Genomic DNA, 20,338 nt, shown 5'->3' on the forward strand with positions numbered 1-20,338 from the left:
CTATTCCTTACGAGACTAGCAAGACGGTTAACATGGCTGTTGCCATAAAAGTACACGTCGCGACAACAGAACGGACAGAGAAACGCCCCATTCCGCAAATACCATGACCACTTGTACAACCATTACCAATACGTGTACCGACTCCGACAAGCAAACCAGCAACGACAACCAAACCAAGAGAACCGCTGTACTCAGTTGGTAAGTGTCCGCCAAGGGCATAAACAGCAAACACACCGCCTAATGCCATCGTAGTTAAGAACACAATTCGCCAAACGCGATCTGTATTCTCAACAGCGCCATTTAAGATCCCGCTTATTCCCGCCGTCTTACCAGTAAACAGCATCAATATTACCGCTGATGCGCCAACCATTACGCCGCCCAAAAGCGACATCCAAGGAACTTCAAACATAACAACCTCGATATAAAGTTTGAATTATTGCTTACAGAAAACTTGGTTAAACGCTTCGATCAGCGGAGCGACTCTCCCATCAGAAATCGAATAAAACACCTGCTGAGACACCTTTCGAGCTTTGATGATGTCGTGTTTTCTCAATACGGTGAGGTGTTGTGAAAAGGCTGATTGGCTTAATGTTGAGCCTTCAAACAGTTCACCGACCCCTTTTTCGCCTTCAATTAGCTTGCACATCACGATTAAGCGCTCTGGATGAGCCATTATTTTAAGTAGCTCACTCGCTTCGGTCGCACTTTGTAGCATACTGTCGCCCATTCTTATGCCTCTTCATCAATACGTTAAGTTTTATTAGATATTACTAATTAATATTATTAAGTCAACGCTAATGTAGTTAAATTAACATTAGACATGGCTAAATTATTTAAGTAAGGTGTAGGCGTTTTCGATCATTCAGTAGGAGAAATCCATGAGCAAAATCGTGATTATTGGTGGTGTTGCTGGCGGTGCATCTGCAGCAGCACGCGCTCGTCGTCTTAGTGAAGACGCAGAAATCATTATGTTTGAACGCGGTCCATTTGTGTCATTTGCAAACTGTGGCTTGCCGTACCACATTGGTGGCGATATCCAAGAACGAAGCAAACTGCTTCTTCAAACGCCTGAAAGCTTTTTAGCGCGTTTCAATGTTGATGTTCGTGTGATGAACGAAGTGGTTTCAATTAACCGCCAAGATAAAACGGTTACGGTTAAGAACCTACTTGATGGCTCTGAATACCAAGAGAGCTACGACTTTCTTCTACTCAGCCCTGGTGCAGGTCCAGTTGTGCCGCCTATTCCGGGTATTGATAACCCATTAACGCATTCGCTGCGTAATATCCCAGATATGGATCGCATCATTAAGACGATCGAAACCAACAAAGTGGAACACGCTACGGTCGTTGGTGGTGGTTTCATCGGTTTGGAAATGATGGAAGCCTTCCACCAGCTTGGCGTAAAAACCACATTGGTTGAAATGGCGGATCAAGTGATGACGCCCGTTGACCGAGAAATGGCTGGCTTTGCTCATGCTGAAATTCGTGAGAAAGGCGTCGACCTGCGCTTAGGCGTTGCTCTATCTTCTGTTGAATTTGTGGCGAACCAATCTGTCGCTAACATAGAAGCGGGTGAAGATGACACACACCAACACCTTCAAGGAAAACTGACGCTGTCTCTAAACAATGGTGACCAGCTTGATACCGATATCCTGATCATGGCAATTGGTGTACGCCCTGAAACAAAACTCGCGCAAGAAGCCGGTCTTCAAATTGGTGCACTAGGCGGTATTTACACCAACGAATACATGCAGACCAGCGATCCTTCTATCTATGCCGTTGGTGATGCGGTTGAAGAGAAAGACTTTGTCACTGGCGAACAAACCCTTGTTCCGTTGGCAGGTCCGGCAAACCGTCAAGGTCGTATGGCAGCAGACAACATGCTTGGTCGCCAAGAAACTTATCAAGGTACACAAGGTACGGCGATCTGCAAGATCTTTGATTTAGCCGTCGCTTCTACTGGTAAAAACGAGAAACAGCTAAAACGTGACAACATCACTTATGAAAAAGTGTATGTCCACACTGCCAGCCACGCGAGTTACTACCCTGGCGCTGAAACTGTGTCGTTCAAAATGCTGTTTGATCCAGCAACCGGAAAGATTTTAGGTGCGCAAGCAGTAGGTAAAGATGGCGTTGATAAACGTATCGACGTAATGGCAGTCGCTCAGCGTGCTGGTATGACAGTAGAACAACTACAACACCTTGAACTCACTTACGCGCCACCGTATGGTTCAGCGAAAGATGTGATTAACCAAGCGGCTTTCGTTGCGAATAACATCATTAAAGGTGACGCAACAGCGATTCATTTTGATGAAATCGACAACCTCTCAGTGGACCAAGTTCTGCTCGATGTTCGTAATCCGGGAGAATTGGAATCTGTCGGCTTCATTGATGGCGCAATCAATATTCCTGTCGACCAACTTCGCCAACGTATGAATGAACTGCCGAAAGACAAAGAGATCGTGATTTACTGTCAGGTCGGCTTGCGCGGTAACGTCGCTTATCGTCAACTGGTCAATTCAGGATTTAAAGCACGTAACCTACTTGGTGGTTACCGTACCTATAAGTTCGCAAGAGCTTAATCTCTGATTATAAATATCTAAGTTTAGGGCTGAAAAAAGGGGCACATTATGTGCCCCTTTCTACATTTCAGATTCGACTAATTGAATAATCTTGGTCGCTTTTTCGAAGTGATCGAGTTGATGAATTTGAATCCACCAAGTCGCCGCTTCCATCAGTAACTCAGGGTTGTCATTCTTATTAGCGAAAAAGGCATAAAAGGACACACCAACATTGTCGCCTTTCTGCTCTATTTTCTTCTTACACACCTGAATGATTTTGTCTCTTAACGCGATGTTCATTGCCTTTCCCTTTCTCTTTGCGATAGCAAAATTAACCCAAAACAAGAATAACTGTATTTATATACAGTTATTCTTGGTAAGGCAAATAAACATAATCATCTAGATGAATATTCTCGCACGAAGACCTAATACCCAAGTGCTGCTTTTGTTCGAAAATGCTGGGTCTTTGATGTACTGAATATCCGGTGTGATTTGAATGTAGTCGTTCAACTGCATGTTGTAGTATAGCTCGGCAGTGAACTGTTCAGAGTCATCCACACCATAAGCGTGCTCTAGGTTATCGTTAACATGGCTCCAGTTAACCGCGAAGCCTAGGTTGTTGGTTGGTTTACCTAAACCAAAGTAACCAATCCCCACCGTTAGGGAGCGCTCATAAAGTGCCACATCGCCTTCCGAGAAGCCACCACGGACAAATGGCATTAATTGCTCTGTAGCAAAGTAGCTTGCTGAAAAGTTAATACCCTGCCCGCTGTCCTTATTCGTCAGGTTATGTTGCGTGTCGCCATCCAAATGCCAAGCGGTTAAATGAACATTATCGGTATAGATTTGATCTTGTGACGCCGTCCAACCCAGTTCAAACGTTGTAAACAGCTTATGATCGTTGAATAAGGTATCAAAGCCATCAAATGGTTCATCTGAACGCCCTTTACCATCGGCCACACCTGCAACCATATAGAAGTTATCAGTCAGCATGTGGCCGACAGCTAAGCCGAGAATCCCATCATCCGGTAGACCAATCGAGCCTCCACCAGTACTGAATGCAAGGTTACTGAATCCGGTCCACGGACTGGCTAAAGCGTATGTATCAACATAGTCAGTGGTATCTAAGAAACCCACCATGAACGAGGTTTTGCCACCATTGAGCTTTTGTTTCCAATATAGGTTAGTTAGGCGAGCACCTTGATCACTGTACGCAGGACCAATCATGCCTGCATAACCTAGCCCATTGCCGATGAAGCTAAACTCTTTTGGTGACAAATCACTATAAGCATGGCGGTGTTCGACTTTCCAAACCAATCCGCCCGTATTTCCAGACTCAAGACCAACCAGATTCCAGCTACCATAAAAACGAGCAACACCAGCACTTGCGGTATCTTCACCGCCACTTTGCGGGTCAGACGCCGTTAAGCCAAGCGCTTGGTAATCCAAACCAAACGTTAAGTTATGATCTTCCGCTAGTGACTCTCGCCAAGTGCGTTTTTCACGAGCATTTTCAGCAATGGTATTATCAACCGTATCAGGGCTACCAAAGTTCGCCGCGTTAATCGATGACGCCATTACAAGTGAAAGAGCGATAAAACTAAGCTTTGGAACAGTTACTTTCATGTCTGGTTTCTCATTAAATAGATTTCTAGAAAAAGAGTTTAATGATTCAGCGTTTTGAAAATTGCCATTAAGCGACAGCTCACTGCTTTTTGTATTTTCGGTGGTGTACTCTTATCGATAAGGTCGAATTGAAACCTCGTCCATCTGGTAGATGGTTTCTACGTTCGAAGCTCCGTCAGAGTATGAAACATCCGCCTTAGTCTTTTTCACATGCAGATCCCCTTTCACCCAAATTGGCTCGTAAAGAGAAGTCAGTTTCAAACCTTTCGGATAATCGACCAAAACAATCTGGTTTGCAGGTGGCGGTGGTGTATGGATGCAAGCGCCCATAGTTGGAACAAGGAAAAATTTTGTGACAACGTCATTATTAAATTCTACCGGCGTTACAAAGCCAGGAATTTCATAAGTATCTTCAGTAAGTGTTGTGTTTGGCATTGATGCCAACATACGACGATGCTGAGTAATCTCTTCGCGCTTTTTGAACAACCATTCAATGTCTAAGTCGTCAGCTTTTAAGCTGTCTTCTAATTCCTTCATGGTTTGTTTCTGTTGCTCATTAAGATTTTGAGCATCACGGTATCTTGCAAGAGAACCAAGTTCAAAAAGTTGTTGGTCTGTGAGTTTTACAAATGGGTCTTCAATCTGAGGGACATCCACTGGCAACAATTGCTCCCAGCTTAATTGATCGGCGGATACATTTGATGAAGCCAGCAAAACTAAGCCAGCCAATAGGTACTTCTTCATACGTTCCCTTGAATAGTTCTTTGTCTTTTAGAGAAAAATTTGGGGACAGTAGCGTCCCCAAATAGTCGAAAGAGTTTACTACAAGGTATTCTTGTGGATCTTGCCGTCTTTCATAATTACTTTGAATTTATCTTGGTAATCGTTAAGAATTGTGATGTCTTGCAGAGGATTCCCATCCACCAGCACTACATCAGCGTAAGCGCCCGGCTCTACAACGCCGAGTTTTCCGTATTTATATGGATTCATGCCACCCGACCAGCTTAGTACTTCTGCGGCATTCGATGTGCCCATCTTCATGATCTCATATGGTGTAAATCCGACTTTCTCCATCCAAACCATATTGTCTGCTTGGCGTGTATTGTAAGCCGGGCCAAACATATCACCGCCAGTCACAATCAACAGATCGTATTTACGCGCCCACTCAAACATCTGTTTTGCGCCTTCGTTTACTTTGGTCGCTTTGGCTTTTTGATCTGGACTGAAGAAGGTGATCTTTTCTGGTTCTGCAAAGGCTTCGAGAGACATCACCGCTTGCGCAGAAAGTGCCACGCCCTTCTCTTTCATTTTTTTGATGGTTTCCTCAGAGCTAAGGAAGTTATGCTCGATAACTTTCACGCCTGCATCAATGGCACGGTTAATCGAACGATCATGATAAGCGTGAGCCATGACATAAGTGCCATAATCTTCCGCTACACCCACGATCGCTTCCATTTCTTCTTTGGAGAATTGCGTCATATGGATTGGGTCAAACTCACTTGCGACACCGCCGCCAGCCATGATCTTGATTTGAGTTGCCCCCGAACGTAGGTTCTGACGCGCAGCTCGACGAGCCTCTGTTTCACCATCAACGATATAGCCAAACCCGTGGCGTTCGAGATCGTCAACGCGTCCTGGCACATCATTGAAGCTGCCGGTATCTGCGTGACCGCCGGTTTGACTCAAGAAACCGCCCGCTGGGAATAGTCGTGGGCCTTCTAACAAACCATTGTTGATGGCTTTTGCCATACCAAGAATGTTACAGCCAGCGTCACGAGCTGTGGTAAAGCCTTGGTCGAGGTACTGCATCATGGAAACGTGAGCACGAGCCCCCATTGCCATTTGATCGTAACCATCTCGACCTACCAACATGCCTTCTTGAATACACATGTGGGAATGCATGTCGATCAAGCCAGGGATCATGGTTAAGCCTTCGCCATTAATCGTTGTGGTTTGCTTGTCGGTTTTTATCGGTTTAGCCGAAATCTCTTTGATTAAGTTATCGACAACCAATACGTTCTGGTTTTGCAGTAGCTTCTCATCCGTGCCATTGAAAACATCAACGTTAGTAAACAGTGTCGATGCTGCATTCGCGTTTAAGGCAAATGCACAAGATAGCGCAACAAAAGAAAGGTTCTTCTTAGAAATTGTCATTATTACACCTATGTTTTTGGATAGTTGGGGTCCATTTCCTATAACCTCCCTGTTTAAACAGTGGCGTTATGAGGGCATCTATTTCAGTGATCACCAAAAACAACTGATCAGATAAAAATAAATATGAAACAGACGACTTACGTTAAAACATAGAAGTCATAATGACGACTTTCAAGGCGGTTTAATTGCCTTTACACGACAACATGCGGATATTGTTATAGAAATGTGAGTTGAGACGAAAACCTCCGATCATTCAGAGGTTTTATGTGTCAGGGTCTGTTGACCTTTCGTAATGATTTTTGCAGCAGTTTGTAGGTGTTTTATGCAAGGCAGAGGCTTTAATGTAGTTATTCTACCTGATAAGCCGATAACGCAGTAGAAAGCACCTACAAACGCTGCCCAAAGGGTTCGGCTAAAAGCGTTTTACTCTTTGTTGAGTCAATTTTACTTAGAACCACTAGGCTTCAATCGACTCGTCGCGATTAAAACGCTTTTATCTCGAACAAAATTTAACCACGAAAGATAAACAGACCCTAATAATTACAACAAAGATTGACGGTACGCTTTAGGCGTGAGATTCATCATTCGCTTAAACGCACGGGTGAAATGAGCAGAATCGGAGTAGCCTGTTTTGAGCGCAATATGCGTAATACTCAGGTCACGGTCAGCTAACAGCTCTAGCGTTTGTTTAAGCACCAAGCCTTCGATCACTTCTCTATAGGTCGTATCCTCATTTGCTAGCCGCCTTTGTATGGTACGAGCATTCATGTCAATCAACTCACCAGCGAACTGGATAGAGATCTTACCCATTGAGAGATAAGGCGTCAGCGCCCTTGCTAATGCGTCACTGAACTTATCATCCTCACCCCGAAAACTTGTATTTGGCGCTGTTTGGGATGGCGTGAAAGCAATCGGCTGGTTAATCCATTCACTAGGGATTGAGATTGCAGTAACCGGTCTACCTGCAAAGAACTGCGCGCTCTTCATACCCGGCAACAGATTGAAAGGTTCGGCTTCTACATCTTGAATCCCGACTTCTACCAATCGCCATTGGGGGCCAACAAGCTTTTTGAGCAACTCATTCATGAACATCGCGGAGAACATTTCTGCGTAGCGAAACCATTCTCTGTTTGCGTCTTGTTTTTCTCTGACGAGCCACCATTTACCGCCACGCGATACGACCGAAAGACTGACATTATCTGAGATCTGTTTTAGCAGTTGGGAGACTTCTTCCAATGCCGCTTTAAGTGAATGCGTTTGAGTAATTTGATTGGCAAACCTAGGAACGTAGATATCGTGACAAAGCGTCCAAGTAAGCAAGGCAAACTTCTCGGACGATGCTCGTTCACCTAAGGTTTGGAATACCGATTTTAATGCACTTTCTGGCACAAACGCATTAGAGGATTGGCTGGATAAGATATCCTGTGGCATACGTGCGGTTTCAAGTAAGGAATGAATATCACCATCAAGCTCATTGAGCATAGTGGCAAAAAGCTTTACTTCTTCCGAGTGGACCAAAGGAATATCTGTATTGGGCATGCAAGCTATCATCTTAAAATACCAAGGATTATTTTAGTTTAAGCACAAACTTCCGGGCTGTCATTAGTCACAATCCAAGTGCAATTTGATAATGAGAGACGACTCACTCTGAACAGAAGAGCCAACGCACATTGACATTCAACATAGATCATTGCCTGTTCAAGAACTTGCCAATTCACGCCACAGATACGTTCTATTCACTTTTAAAGCACTATTTAAAGCGCTATTTATACTTCTATGAATGTGATGATTTTCACGCTTTCTTAATCAGCAATCGTTTTCTAGGAATTTTTCCTAGTCGATCTAAGCCCTCCTCTCATGTAGTTAAAAAGAGGACTCTCTACAATCGCCAGCAGTTAAAAGAAAGCGAGCACGCAAGTGCATCACACTAATACAAGAGAGTTCACGATGTTAAAATTCCTTGAACAAGTCCGGAAGCCTACCCTAGACCTTCCAGTCGAAGCGCGTAGAAAAATGTGGTTCAAACCATTTATCCAATCTTACCTAGTGGTATTTATTGGCTATTTGACGATGTACCTGATCCGTAAAAACTTCAACGTCGCACAAAACGACATGATTTCTACTTACGGTTTGTCGATGACAGATCTAGGTTTGATTGGTCTCGGTTTCTCGATTACTTACGGTATCGGTAAGACCGTGGTTTCCTACTATGCCGATGGTAAAAACACCAAGCAGTTCCTTCCTTTCATGCTTATCCTTTCTGGTCTGGCAATGCTTGGTTTCAGTTTCAGCATGGGCGGTGGCAGCGCGAGCTTGTTCTTGATGGTAGCGTTTTACGCACTAAGTGGTTTCTTCCAAAGTACTGGTGGTCCTTCTAGTTACTCGACCATCACTAAGTGGACACCGCGTAACAAACGAGGTTCTTACCTAGGTCTTTGGAACATGTCTCACAACGTAGGTGGTGCGGGTGCTGCAGGTGTGGCTCTGTTTGGTGCTAACTACTTGTTTGACGGTCACGTGATCGGCATGTTCGTGTTCCCTTCTATCATTGCGATCATCGTTGGTTTCATCGGTATGCGCTATGGTAACGACTCTCCTGAGGCTTACGGTCTAGGTAAAGTAGAAGAGCTATTTGATGAAGCAGTCAGCGAAGAAGACGAAGCGGCTGAAGGCAATCAAATGACTAAGAAAGAGATCTTTGTGGAATACGTTCTGAAAAACAAAGTGATCTGGCTACTTTGCTTCGCAAACATCTTCCTTTACATCGTGCGTATCGGTATCGACCAATGGTCAACGGTTTACGCATACCAAGAACTTGGTCTATCAAAAGAAGCAGCAATCTCTGGCTTCACCCTATTCGAAGTGGGTGCGTTAGTCGGCACATTGATGTGGGGTTACTTATCTGACCTTGCGAATGGTCGCCGTGCGCTAGTGGCTTGTGTTTCTTTGGGTTTGATCATCGTATCACTTGAGTTCTACCAACACGCAACCAGTGAGTTCATGTACCTAGCGTCCCTATTTGTTCTTGGCTTCCTTGTGTTTGGTCCTCAACTACTTATCGGTGTTGCTGCGGTTGGCTTTGTTCCTAAAAAAGCAATCAGTGTGGCAGATGGCGTAAAAGGCACATTCGCTTACCTAATTGGTGACAGCTTCGCGAAATTGGGTCTTGGTATGATTGCAGATGGCACACCAATCTTTGGTCTTACAGGTTGGAAAGGCACGTTCGCTGCCCTAGATACCTCAGCAATGATTTGTATTGTTTTGCTTGCTTTCGTTGCTATTGCAGAAGAGAAAAAGATTCGTCAAAACAAGAAGAAGCTTGAACTCGCAGAAAACCAAGCTTAATCAAACAGCGCGCTTTGCTAGTCAAAGCGCGCTAGATCATTAAATAAACTTGGTCAATTTAGTATCATAGTAGGTTTTTATTGAGCTCTCTATATCAAAGGTGCCAAAGGATTGTCTCCTATCTAGCGCCGATTGGTATTGAGCTCATTTTCGTTTGTGTATTGCTGAAGTTTGGTATTTAAGATGATTAACGTAGCGCTTGTTGATGACCATGTCATTGTTCGTTCTGGATTTGCTCAGTTGTTGAGCCTTGAGCCAGACATGAATGTTGTAGGTGAATTTAGCTCGGTAGCAGAAGCTCGAGTGGGATTACCTGCGTGCAAGCCAAGTGTAGTTATCCTAGATATCTCGATGGCAGACGAAAGTGGGCTTACCCTACTCTCCGAAATCCCTTCAGGCATTGCTTGTGTCATGCTTAGCGTGCACGACTCTCCCGCAATGGTTGAAAAGTCACTTAAACTCGGCGCAAAAGGTTACCTAAGTAAACGTTGTAGTCCTGACGAGTTGATTCAAGCCGTACGAACCAGTGCTTTGGGCGGTTGTTATTTAACGCCTGATATTGCGTTGAAGCTCGCGACACCAAGTGACAAAGCGGCAACGCTGACTCAACTGACTCGCAGAGAAAACGAAGTGTGCCAATTATTGGCTCGTGGTTTAGATGTGAAATCAATCGCCACTGAGCTTGGCTTAAGCCATAAAACCGTTCACGTTCACCGTGCAAACGCCATGGATAAGCTTGGCGTGAAGAACAACGTTGAGCTCGCCAAACTGTTCTCGCAAGAGTCGTTTTAATGCGTAGCTACACCATCACCTCCATTTGCGGTTTATTCATGACAGGATGCTCGTGGTTCTGTCTGTGGGTGATCGCTTATTACTTTGTGAACGATGCAGAGCTTGCGATCTTGTTGTTCCCCTTCGCGTTGCGTTTGGGTCTAACACTACACACGCGCACAAAGTATTGGGCAACGATTTATCTCGCCGAATGGGGATTGACCGTTGCTCTTGCTCTACTTCTTGAACAGCCGCAATGGCTAATGGTGTTGGTTGCCAGTTTCCTGAGTATGCCGGTTGTTTACCTTGCTAAGCGTTATTACAAAGGCGATCAGAACCAGCATTTAGCGGTTATGGCGGTCGTGTTGCTCGTGACGTCTTGTATTAACGTACTAGCGGTTGGTTATCATGTCCAATCTGTCTACATGGCATGGTTAGCTAGCATTGCTGGCGGTTTGTTAGTTCTGCCAATGTGCTATTTGCTTTGGAACTATCTCTTCCAAAGCCCTTGGTCACCGCTGACCTCGAATTTGTTAGCCAACGAAGTTCAGTTCAAAGTTCGTCATATTCTGCTTTATAGTGTGTTGTTGATTGCCAGCATTTTGGTTCAAACCAGCCTGCCGGATGAGTTAAAACGCTTCGCGCCTTTCTGCATGGCAATCCCAATCATTGTGCTTGCGCTACGCTACGGCTGGCAAGGTGCACTGCTTGCGACCATGTTAAATAGTATCGCGCTGATTGCTGCGCGAAGCGGTGTTTCGAATCTGGAAATCACGGACCTTCTGTTGTCCCTTTCGGCACAAACCTTAACTGGCATCATGCTCGGTTTAGCGGTGCAGAAACAAAAAGATCTTAACCAAAAGCTTCGTGGCGAATTATCGAGAAACCAAACCTTGTCTCGACAGCTCATCCAAGCGGAAGAGTCGGTGCGTCGTGACGTGGCAAGAGAACTGCACGATGAAATTGGTCAGAACATCACAGCGATCCGTACCCAAGCGAGCATCATTAAGCGGGTCGATAACGCTGAAATGAACACACGCTGTGCCGATATGATCGAAAACCTATCACTCAATGTTTATGACACGACCAAACATCTGCTGAGCAAACTGCGTCCGAAAATGCTCGACGATCTGGATTTAAAAGACTCCGTTCACCAGTTAACCCGTGAAATGGAGTTCGACAATCATGGCACTCGCGTTGTGCTTGATTGGCAAGGTGACTATGAGTCTTTAGGCGACACGCTAAAAGTCACCCTATTCCGTTTATGCCAAGAAGCGTTAAACAACGCAGCTAAATACGCGAATGCGACGTCTATCGTTATCGAGCTCTCTATTGATGAGAACATTTCGTTGAACATCGCAGACAACGGCATTGGTTTCAAAACCGAAGACTGCATGAAAGGCATGGGCGTTCGCGGCATGCAAGAACGCGTGCAAGCACTTGGCGGCAAAATGTATATCTACTCTTTGAACGATCATGTGGATGGCACACAAATCGCCATCACATTACCTAAGGTGTAACGAGCATGTTTGGATTATTTCAGTCTCCGAGCTACAACCAAGCTCCCCTTAGCAAAGACCAAGTGGATGAACGCTATCGCTATTGGCGTCTGCACATCATGCTGGGTATGTATCTTGGTTATGCCGGCTTTTACTTCACTCGTAAAACGTTTAACTACGCTGCTCCCGCGATGATTGCTGATTTAGGTTTAGATAAAGCCGATATCGGTATGATTGGTACGCTTTTCTACATCACCTATGGTTTATCGAAGTTTATCTCGGGCACCATTTCTGACCGTTCTAACCCTCGCTTTTTCATGGGTGTCGGTTTAATCGCGACGGGTCTTATCAATATTGCGTTTGGCTTCTCTAGCTCTTTGGTTGCACTCGCTGCACTTTGGGTGATGAACGCTTGGTTCCAAGGTTGGGGTTGGCCTTCGTGCTCTAAGTTACTTACGACTTGGTATTCGCGCTCAGAACGTGGTTTCTTGTGGGCAATTTGGAACACCGCCCATAACGTAGGCGGCGCTTTAATTCCCCTACTCGTTGGATTTCTTACATTCCATTACAGCTGGCGAGAAGGCTTTATCGTACCGGGCGTTATCGGCGTCATTCTTGGTGTCATTGTTTGTTGGCGCTTGCGCGATAAACCGACCACTCAAGGACTGCCAACGGTTGGTCAATGGCGTGATGACAAGTTAGAACTCGCGCAAGAAAATCACGGGCAAGGTCTGAGTTATAAAGAAATCCTCAAACAATACGTGTTCAACAACAAGTACATTTGGTTGCTCGCATTTAGCTATGTACTGGTTTACATCGTGCGCACCGCCATCAATGACTGGGGGAATTTGTACCTGACAGAACAACACCACTACAGTTTAATCAATGCCAACGCAGCATTGTCGATGTTTGAAATCGGTGGCTTTGTTGGTTCTCTAGTGGCTGGTTGGGGATCGGATAAACTGTTCGGTGGTAACCGAGGTCCAATGAACCTCTTGTTTGCCGCAGGCATATTCCTATCTGTCGCAGCACTGTGGTTGATGCCATTAACCAACTTCGCATTCCAAGCTGCTGGGTTATTCTCGATTGGTTTCTTCGTATTTGGTCCACAAATGTTGATTGGAATGGCAGCAGCGGAATGTTCACACAAAGATTCCGCTGGTGCAGCAACGGGCTTTGTTGGTTTGTTTGCCTACATGGGTGCCGCACTTTCTGGCTACCCATTGGCATTGATTCTTGAAGAATACAGCTGGACTGGATTCTTTATCACCATCTCGGTATGCGCAGCCGTTATTGGCTTGCTGTTGTTACCGTTCTTGCAGGCTCAACCTTCAAGAAAGCCGCTCGCTCCCAAGCTTAGGTTGTAGACACCTGATTGTAGAAGCGACTTCTACACCTCTTAGGGTGAGTTAACCACTCACCCGCCCAATCTCCACTATTTTTTGCTTCCGATTCAGTTCGGAGGGTTTTCTACGGGTAAAATTCATGAATTCGAATACTATTTCATCAAAATGCTTCTTTAAAATGGACAATAAGATCCAAAACTACGACTGGGGAAGCCGCACGGCTATCCACGATTTATTTGGCTTTGCTAACGAAGCTCAACAACCTCAAGCCGAGGTTTGGATGGGTACGCATCCGAATGGTTGCTCTATCGTTAAACAAGGAAGTACTGCCGCTTCGAGTACAATGGTTTCATTATCAGAATTGATCAAACAAGATCCGTCAGCGTTTCTATCCCAAAGCACGGCAGACGCCTTTGGTGACCTACCTTTCCTATTCAAGATTCTTGCAGCAAATAAAGCCTTGTCAATTCAAGTGCACCCAAACAAGCAAGATGCTGAGATCGGTTATGCAAAAGAACAAGAGTTAGCTGTACCGCTGAGTGCATTCAATCGGAATTACAAAGATGCCAACCACAAGCCAGAACTGGTTTACGCCCTAACGGAATATCAAGCAATGAACGGCTTTCGTCCGTTTGATGAAATCATCGCTGAGTTCCGCCTGTGTGACATTCCTGAAATCAACGGCTACCTAGAACAGTTTGAGCTCAATCCCAACCAAGATGGGTTGTGTCAGTTCTTCGTAGAGATTCTTTCCATGGAAGAAGCACGCAAGGTTAACGCAGTGGATCACTTATTAAGTTACGCAGCAGCCAACCAAGTACGCCCTGTGTGCGAATTGATTTTAGACCTTGCTGCTCAGTACCCGAATGACGTGGGTTTGTTTGCCCCATTACTGCTGAATGTTATTACGTTAAAACCCGGTGAAGCCATGTTCTTAAGCGCAAGAACGCCTCACGCGTACATTAAAGGTACTGGTCTGGAAATCATGGCGAACTCAGACAACGTACTTCGCGCTGGTTTAACACCAAAACACATGGATGTGGAAGAACTGGTTAAGTGTACCGACTTTATTCCAAAACCGATGAACACGCTGCTAACCAAAGCAGAAATCAAAGGGTGTGAGCATCACTTTCCTGTTCCTGTACAAGACTTCAAATTCTCTGTGTTCCAAGAGCCAAAAGATCAACAAGTTGAGATGAGCAGTGCGGAAATCTTAATGCCGATCGATGCAGACGTAACGCTTCTTGCAAAAAGCGGCGAAACCTTAGTGCTTGGTAAAGGGCAATCGGCTTTCATTCCTGCTTATGTGGGCAGCTACACAATCCGTTGTGAAGGTCGCGTTGCTCGTGCATTTAATGGCTAAGTTCATTTTCTCTTAAAATAAAAATGGCGGAGACTTTTCCGCTCCGCCATTCAGACCATTCATTTGTTTGCTAACTCTGTGCTTGAGCCAAACGAATACTCACCAGACTTGCCACCATGATGGCTAAGTAAAAGCTCCCGACTATCGCTTCAAAGAAAACGAAGAATTGAGCCACTGGAACCGTTGGTGAAATGTCACCATAGCCCACTGTCGTTAATGTGATAAAGCTAAAGTACAAAGCATTAAACAAGTTCGACAGCCAAGGTTTTGCTTCTAATCCAGTGAAAGAGCTTGGGAAAAACTCCAACACCAACAAGTAAATCACCGCCCACGCAAGCCCCAGTAGCAGATAGATACAAATCGAACCGATGATGTGGTTTGTCGTGACCGACTTGGTCAAAACCACCTGCTTTAGCGCCGAGTATATATGTGAAAACAAGAAAACCAGTAATGCACCTAGCGTCAAAATGGACAGATCTAAATGCTCTAAAAACGACATACCATAGGAGATGACGGCCACAATCAGTAACACGCCATACCATGTACGATTGGATTTGTTCTTCTTGTTGATGCCTGCAATCGAAGCGCCTAGCGTCACCACCAAAAGAGCAAGAACAAATTCCTGCCCATCTGGATAAAACTGATGCATCACGGCACAGCCAAAAAACAACGCAATAAGTGCAAAGAACAAAAAGTAAAAGTTATCTTCCCTGGTCATCGGTTTCATGATGCCACCTCTGCTTTGTCTTCCTCCTTCGCTTTTTGGTCAATACTCAGTGCTTTGTTTGCGTCAGTGTCATCTTCATCTAACCAGTTCACCATCAACTGGTAAGTCAGGCTCAATACCACGGCACCAACAAACAGACCTACGATACCAGACATTGCCATACCACCCAGTGCACCCAACAGTGTTACAAGCATCGGTGTGTCAGAGCCACGGCTTAGAAGCACTGGTTTCAGTACCGCATCACTCGCGCTCACCAAAATACACCAAACTAAGAAGATGCCAGCAACCAGTGTTGATTCGACGCTAAACACGTAAATAATCGCAGGAATCAATGCCAGAATCGGCGGCAACTGAACAATCGCAATCAGAATCACAGCAACCATCCAAAGCGCAGCAGCAGGAACGCCAACTGCGACCATACCAACACCCGCCATGACAGATTGAATCAGTGCAACGCCAATCACACCTTGGACGACACTGCGAACGGTCGATTTTGAAAGATCAATCAACGCTTCGCCTTTCTTGTTGGTAAGGCGGTCTGCTAGCTTGGTAAAACCTTTTTGGCAAACTTCAGCATTGCTCATGAACGCACCTGCAATCATGGTCGAAATGATGAACTGGATGAAACCACCACTTACCGAGCCAACAATAGATGCAGCTTGAGAAAGGAAGCCTTTCACTTGTTCGCCATACTTAACCAAGAAGCCTTCCATGTTGGTCGATGCATAGTTAATCGCAACGAACATTTTGTCGCCCACGACAGGGATCTCTTTTAAGCTTTCTTGTGGCTTAGGTACAACTAAGGTGCCGTCTTGCAACCCAGTGACGACCTCGGTACCACTGGTATAAAGACCAGATGAGAGCGCGATAAGTGGGATTAAAAGTAACAGCACACCGATAGTACTGAGGAGCGCACTCGCCTTACCTTTTGAAATACCTAAGCGATTATGAAGGGACATCATGACTGGGTAGAGCGCGATGGCAATAATACCGCCCCACACGACCAACATAATGAATGGACTGAGGATAGAGAAACACCACCAGATCAGTAACGCTACGGCTCCGATCTTGATAGCGGCGTCTATCGCCTGTTTAGAGAAATCATTTGAAGCTTTCATAGCGTTACCTTTTCACTGTCTGTTAAGTGTTATGTTTGCAAAAACTTCCATTGTCGGGTTTCCAAAAAGAGTGATGCGAGGATCATGTACGTCCCGACCAACACCAATTGGAAGATTCGGATAAATGTATTGCTGTCGATATCACCAGAGCTCATTAGCGTGCTGCCGATTAAGACAAGCAAGGTACTGAACGCCGTGGTAAATATCGGTGCCTTCTCTGGCACGGTGTAAATCTTCTTCCCTATCAATACCGCCAATAACACAATAAAGGCGGTGTAAAAGAATATGCTTGGCACAATGGCGAGTATCGAGAACGCCGAGATGGCAAGTATCCCGCCAATACCGTTACTGATGATTAAAAACGCGCTTAATTTGACTGACTTCTCTGACGTAATCATCAAAGACAGCAACGCGACAAACATCATGGTGAGCAATGCTTCTGAAATCTGAAAGACAAAGAAGAAGCACACCACAGGAAACGAAATCAACATGGCTCGAAATGACGCATGCCAACGTTGTTCTTTACCAATTGGTGGAGCCGCATAACCGGCAAACTCACTGTTTGGCTCTGGTAGATAAATATGAACCAAAGCAAAAATCGCCACCGATACCGCACCAGAAATTGCCAAGCCACTCGCGAGCACTACAGAAATCGCAGGGTTATTGATTGCCATAAACGGCAACATCAACACCGCAATCAACAAAATGGTCGCGAACAGATTCCATTTGGGGTCAGTAAACAAGTAGTAACCCCATGCCATCATCAAACCGACGGCAATCAGTAGAACAATTGGGTACTGAGTAATGCCTCCTGAAAGAAGCAACCCCAACCCCATGGTGGCAATCAATGCCAGCAGCAACTCGTAAATCGTCTCTCTGTGAAAGTTTGGCTTATCAACCAAGAACTTCGCGGTAAATACCGGCGCGACAAACGCCAGTTGCCAATTAATCCAAGCAGCGAGAAACACCGCCAGACCTACACCAATGGTGAAGCGCAGAATCCGGCGTTGAGTTGCGTTATCAATGCTCAGATTATCGGACATAAGACAGTACGCTCAGTAGACGAATCCAAAGTTTGCCAAGGGTGTTGAACACGAAGTTGTCACCGCTGTAGACAATCACGTCTGCTTGACCGCCAACACGTAGCATTCCTTTTACCTCTTCACGATCAAACTCGATAGCGATTGGTAACATTTGCGTTTGGCGTAACCAGCCTGTTTGTTGGTTGGCTTGCGCCAGCTTACCCGCTTGTTGGTTTTGTCCCCAATCGACACCCCAGTCGATGCTGCTCACTTTACCTTTGATGACTTTGCCGGGAACAAAATCGAGGGCGATTTCTACTTCGTCACCAATGCTAACGTTGCCTAAACTGTTTTCACGGAAGTACGCTTCAATCCAAATGTCTTCTGTCGACACAAACGTCATGATTGGCTGACCTGCTGAAGCGTAGAAACCTTCGGTCAAGCTGAAATTTGAAACACCGCCTTGAGTTGGCGCACGAATCACAGTACGTTCTAAATTCAGTTGAGCTTGCTCAAGTGCCAGCAATGCTGCTTTAACTTGGCTATTTTCTTCACCTTCTGCACCAAGTTGTTGTTTCGCTTTTTCAAGATCCGCTTCTGCATTTACTACGTTTGCTCTCGCCGTTGCCAATGATGCTCTGGCTTTGTCTGCATCCGATTTAGAAACCACACCTTTCTCTGCCATGGCAAGTACACGGTTGGCTTGCGCTTCAGTGTTTTGGCGTTCAACAATCGCAGACGTTAACCTTGCTTGAGCCGAAGCGATTGATGCGGTTTGCGCGCCAACGTTTTGCCCTGCGATTTCAAGATTCTCTTCGGCTTGCTTTACCGCGATTTCATAGTCAGATTTATCGAGAACGGCGAGCTCATCGCCTTCTTCAACAAGTTGGTTCGGACGAACATTAATATTGAGGACATTGCCAGAAACCTGGGGCTTGATTGGCACGATATAACCTTTAACACGTGCATTGTCGGTCACTGGAATGATGCGATCTGACACAATGCTGAAGCCGAGCATGACAACAATAAATAAAAGCAGATAGTTGGTGACCGTCTTTACTTTGTCTTTTTTATTCGTCTCTTTGTTTTCCGCCACTTCCGTTGGCTGTTTCTCGTTTTCGTTCTCGGACATGTTATCCCCTTGCCATTGAATAGATAGAACATTTTAAGAATATACCGTCCTGTCCAACCTGCCATTAATTGAAGAATAAATAGCGAGCTATATCAAAAACCGTGCGTTATGCGCTAAGATTGGTTGAAGGTCACTTGGGCATACATGGAGTATTCGCTTGATGCCAAATCAAACATTTCATCTACCCGTTATTCAGACTAACTATGCTCGTATTCTGGTCGAGGTCTTTGCTGACTATGGCTTGGACAAACACAAATTGCTCAGTGATGCCGGTTTGCCTGCGGACTTATTCCAGACCGAGAGTGACTACATCCCATCTGAATCGATAAAGCGTTTGATTCATTTAACTTCTTCTCAACTCGGCATTACAAAATTTACCGATTTATTAGTGTTGGTCTTCCGCCGCCGCGTTATACCTAATGTCCTGCATCAGTTTGTGTCGTTTCAAACCATCGGTGAATCAATGCAACACATTGATGAGGTATTCAGTTTAGACTCCCCCGGCAGTAACGTTTGTTTCGAAACCCATCATGGTCACGCTTGGTTCTGTCGTTTCTCTGAACAAAAAGACACACAAATTGCGGACTGGTCTGAAGCATTTGCTGTCATTTACATCGCGGAACTCATCAGCATTTTGACCAAAACCACTTGGCATCCAAGCAAGGTTCGCCTACAAGGAAGCAACAGTGACATCGTAAAAAGTGTTGTACCTAGCCAGTGCCAGATATTCGTAGGTCAAGAGAAGACTGGTGTTTACATTCCCGATGACATTCTTAACGTACCCATTCAAATATCAGACTCACAGTTAGGCACTGAACCAAGTCAGATTCAGTGGCATACGAGTTTTACCGATAGCGTGTTTGAACTCCTGCGCCCTTATGTGCGAGAGCGTAATTTGTCGATAGAAGAAGCGGCTCAATTGCTGAGCTATTCTGTTCGAACCTTTCAAAGAAAGTTAAAGAATGAAGGGACTTCTTTTCGACATATTAAGGAGTCATTGATGTTCTCTGTTTCTTGCGAATTGATGGAAGAAGGACACTCTCTCACTTATATATCCAATCAACTTGGCTACACCAGTATTTCGCACTTCTCGCGCGCCTTTAAAAGAGTGTCCGGGTTATCTCCTAAAGTGTATAAACAGTCTATTGCGCTGAACGCATCCAGCACTTCGTGACGTTATACTGCTCAGTCCATTTGAGGCTTGGTACTTGGTAATTGCTTGAGCTTGGCTTGCATCAGTGTTGCGAGGTCTATCTCATCACACAGCACTTCTACGTCCTGAACTCGAAAGTAAACAATCATACGTTACCCTCAATTGAAAACGTGGGGCTATTATGCCGTGGCGCAAACCAAGTTATTTACCATTTTACGCCACTCAAACACATTTCAATCCAATCATTTTGAAGTCTCAAATTAGAGTAATTCATCCACTTTGCACAATCTTTACAATAGGAAGAATTTACCGACTTGCCCGTTTCTTACCTTCCTACGTCGACGTTATGCATGCTTTATAATGCCGTATTTTCAATGCGTTATATTAATACCCCATCGTATTCCTTATTTGTTATCTGATCGATATCAAGCAATCTTCCGCTCAAGCCGCGCATTGTTCAATTTGAAGCTGAGCAGCCTTTTGTTGCAAAACGTATACACGGGATTGTAATCACGTTTTGT

At 45.0% G+C, this 20,338-nt stretch carries 18 protein-coding genes; 7 read left to right on the forward strand and 11 right to left on the reverse strand.

From position 1 onward, the window contains the following. Positions 1–7: 7 nt before the first annotated feature. Positions 8–409, reverse strand: coding sequence for a YeeE/YedE thiosulfate transporter family protein (locus ABMY42_RS04120; RefSeq protein WP_349266020.1), 402 nt, complete (start codon positions 407–409; stop codon positions 8–10). 24 nt (positions 410–433) lie between these two features. After that, on the reverse strand, positions 434–727 hold the full coding sequence (locus ABMY42_RS04125) for a metalloregulator ArsR/SmtB family transcription factor (RefSeq protein WP_005435229.1): 294 nt from the start codon (positions 725–727) through the stop codon (positions 434–436). A gap of 151 nt (positions 728–878) precedes the next feature. Between ABMY42_RS04125 and ABMY42_RS04130 the strand changes: the two genes are divergently transcribed. Next, the gene (locus tag ABMY42_RS04130) at positions 879–2,582 is read left to right on the forward strand and encodes an FAD-dependent oxidoreductase (protein ID WP_349266021.1); all 1,704 of its coding nucleotides are present in this window, start codon (positions 879–881) and stop codon (positions 2,580–2,582) included. 60 nt (positions 2,583–2,642) lie between these two features. Here the strand turns inward: ABMY42_RS04130 and ABMY42_RS04135 are convergent, their stop codons facing one another. The 5 genes from ABMY42_RS04135 to ABMY42_RS04155 all read right to left on the reverse strand — a co-directional run bounded on the left by ABMY42_RS04135 (position 2,643) and on the right by ABMY42_RS04155 (position 7,880). Beyond that, positions 2,643–2,861, reverse strand: a complete 219-nt coding sequence (locus ABMY42_RS04135; protein ID WP_017189071.1) for a DUF6500 family protein — start codon at positions 2,859–2,861, stop codon at positions 2,643–2,645. Between the two features lie 99 nt (positions 2,862–2,960). After that, entirely contained in the window at positions 2,961–4,187 is a 1,227-nt protein-coding gene (locus ABMY42_RS04140; RefSeq protein ID WP_349266022.1) for a carbohydrate porin, read from the reverse strand. A 111-nt stretch (positions 4,188–4,298) separates the two neighbouring features. Next, entirely contained in the window at positions 4,299–4,931 is a 633-nt protein-coding gene (locus ABMY42_RS04145) for a DUF3299 domain-containing protein (protein WP_005446901.1), read from the reverse strand. A 78-nt stretch (positions 4,932–5,009) separates the two neighbouring features. Beyond that, positions 5,010–6,341 (reverse strand): amidohydrolase family protein, encoded by a 1,332-nt coding sequence (locus ABMY42_RS04150; RefSeq protein ID WP_349266023.1) that lies wholly within the window; start codon positions 6,339–6,341, stop codon positions 5,010–5,012. A gap of 540 nt (positions 6,342–6,881) precedes the next feature. Further along, positions 6,882–7,880 (reverse strand): helix-turn-helix transcriptional regulator, encoded by a 999-nt coding sequence (locus tag ABMY42_RS04155; protein ID WP_239214197.1) that lies wholly within the window; start codon positions 7,878–7,880, stop codon positions 6,882–6,884. A 408-nt stretch (positions 7,881–8,288) separates the two neighbouring features. Here ABMY42_RS04155 and uhpT point away from each other — a divergent pair, with 408 nt between their 5' ends. The 5 genes from uhpT (at position 8,289) to manA (ending at position 14,665) form a co-directional block, all read left to right on the forward strand. Next, positions 8,289–9,686 carry a hexose-6-phosphate:phosphate antiporter gene (gene uhpT / locus ABMY42_RS04160; protein ID WP_005446907.1) on the forward strand — a complete coding sequence of 466 codons (1,398 nt, stop codon included), beginning with the start codon at positions 8,289–8,291 and terminating at the stop codon, positions 9,684–9,686. A 183-nt stretch (positions 9,687–9,869) separates the two neighbouring features. Beyond that, positions 9,870–10,478 carry a transcriptional regulator UhpA gene (uhpA, locus tag ABMY42_RS04165; RefSeq protein WP_005446909.1) on the forward strand — a complete coding sequence of 203 codons (609 nt, stop codon included), beginning with the start codon at positions 9,870–9,872 and terminating at the stop codon, positions 10,476–10,478. Then, a complete protein-coding gene (uhpB, locus tag ABMY42_RS04170) occupies positions 10,478–11,977 on the forward strand; it encodes a signal transduction histidine-protein kinase/phosphatase UhpB (RefSeq protein ID WP_050918871.1) in 1,500 nt (499 codons plus the stop codon). The genes uhpA and uhpB overlap by 1 nt, the downstream gene beginning before the upstream one ends. A gap of 5 nt (positions 11,978–11,982) precedes the next feature. After that, positions 11,983–13,323: an MFS transporter gene (locus ABMY42_RS04175; protein WP_005435249.1), complete on the forward strand. Its 1,341-nt coding sequence runs from the start codon at positions 11,983–11,985 to the stop codon at positions 13,321–13,323. A gap of 118 nt (positions 13,324–13,441) precedes the next feature. Beyond that, on the forward strand, positions 13,442–14,665 hold the full coding sequence (gene manA / locus ABMY42_RS04180; RefSeq protein WP_349266024.1) for a mannose-6-phosphate isomerase, class I: 1,224 nt from the start codon (positions 13,442–13,444) through the stop codon (positions 14,663–14,665). Positions 14,666–14,735: 70 nt separating this feature from the next. On the opposite strand, the gene ABMY42_RS04185 is transcribed toward manA, so the two are convergent. From ABMY42_RS04185 to ABMY42_RS04200, 4 genes are read right to left on the reverse strand one after another with little or no spacing between them, the layout of a single operon-like run. Continuing rightward, positions 14,736–15,392 carry an ion channel gene (locus tag ABMY42_RS04185; RefSeq protein WP_005446913.1) on the reverse strand — a complete coding sequence of 219 codons (657 nt, stop codon included), beginning with the start codon at positions 15,390–15,392 and terminating at the stop codon, positions 14,736–14,738. Further along, positions 15,389–16,510, reverse strand: a complete 1,122-nt coding sequence (locus ABMY42_RS04190; protein WP_349266025.1) for an AI-2E family transporter — start codon at positions 16,508–16,510, stop codon at positions 15,389–15,391. The genes ABMY42_RS04185 and ABMY42_RS04190 overlap by 4 nt, the downstream gene beginning before the upstream one ends. Before the next feature lie 29 nt (positions 16,511–16,539). Beyond that, positions 16,540–17,553 (reverse strand): DUF2955 domain-containing protein, encoded by a 1,014-nt coding sequence (locus tag ABMY42_RS04195; RefSeq protein ID WP_349266026.1) that lies wholly within the window; start codon positions 17,551–17,553, stop codon positions 16,540–16,542. Beyond that, on the reverse strand, positions 17,543–18,664 hold the full coding sequence (locus ABMY42_RS04200; protein WP_050907004.1) for an HlyD family secretion protein: 1,122 nt from the start codon (positions 18,662–18,664) through the stop codon (positions 17,543–17,545). The genes ABMY42_RS04195 and ABMY42_RS04200 overlap by 11 nt, the downstream gene beginning before the upstream one ends. A 160-nt stretch (positions 18,665–18,824) precedes the next feature. On the opposite strand from ABMY42_RS04200, the gene ABMY42_RS04205 reads away from it, so the two are divergent. Beyond that, on the forward strand, positions 18,825–19,838 hold the full coding sequence (locus ABMY42_RS04205) for an AraC family transcriptional regulator (RefSeq protein WP_050907005.1): 1,014 nt from the start codon (positions 18,825–18,827) through the stop codon (positions 19,836–19,838). Positions 19,839–20,338 lie beyond the last annotated feature (500 nt).

This window comes from Vibrio sp. SSH13-20 (genome assembly GCF_040104475.1).
Taxonomy (GTDB): domain Bacteria; phylum Pseudomonadota; class Gammaproteobacteria; order Enterobacterales; family Vibrionaceae; genus Vibrio; species Vibrio harveyi.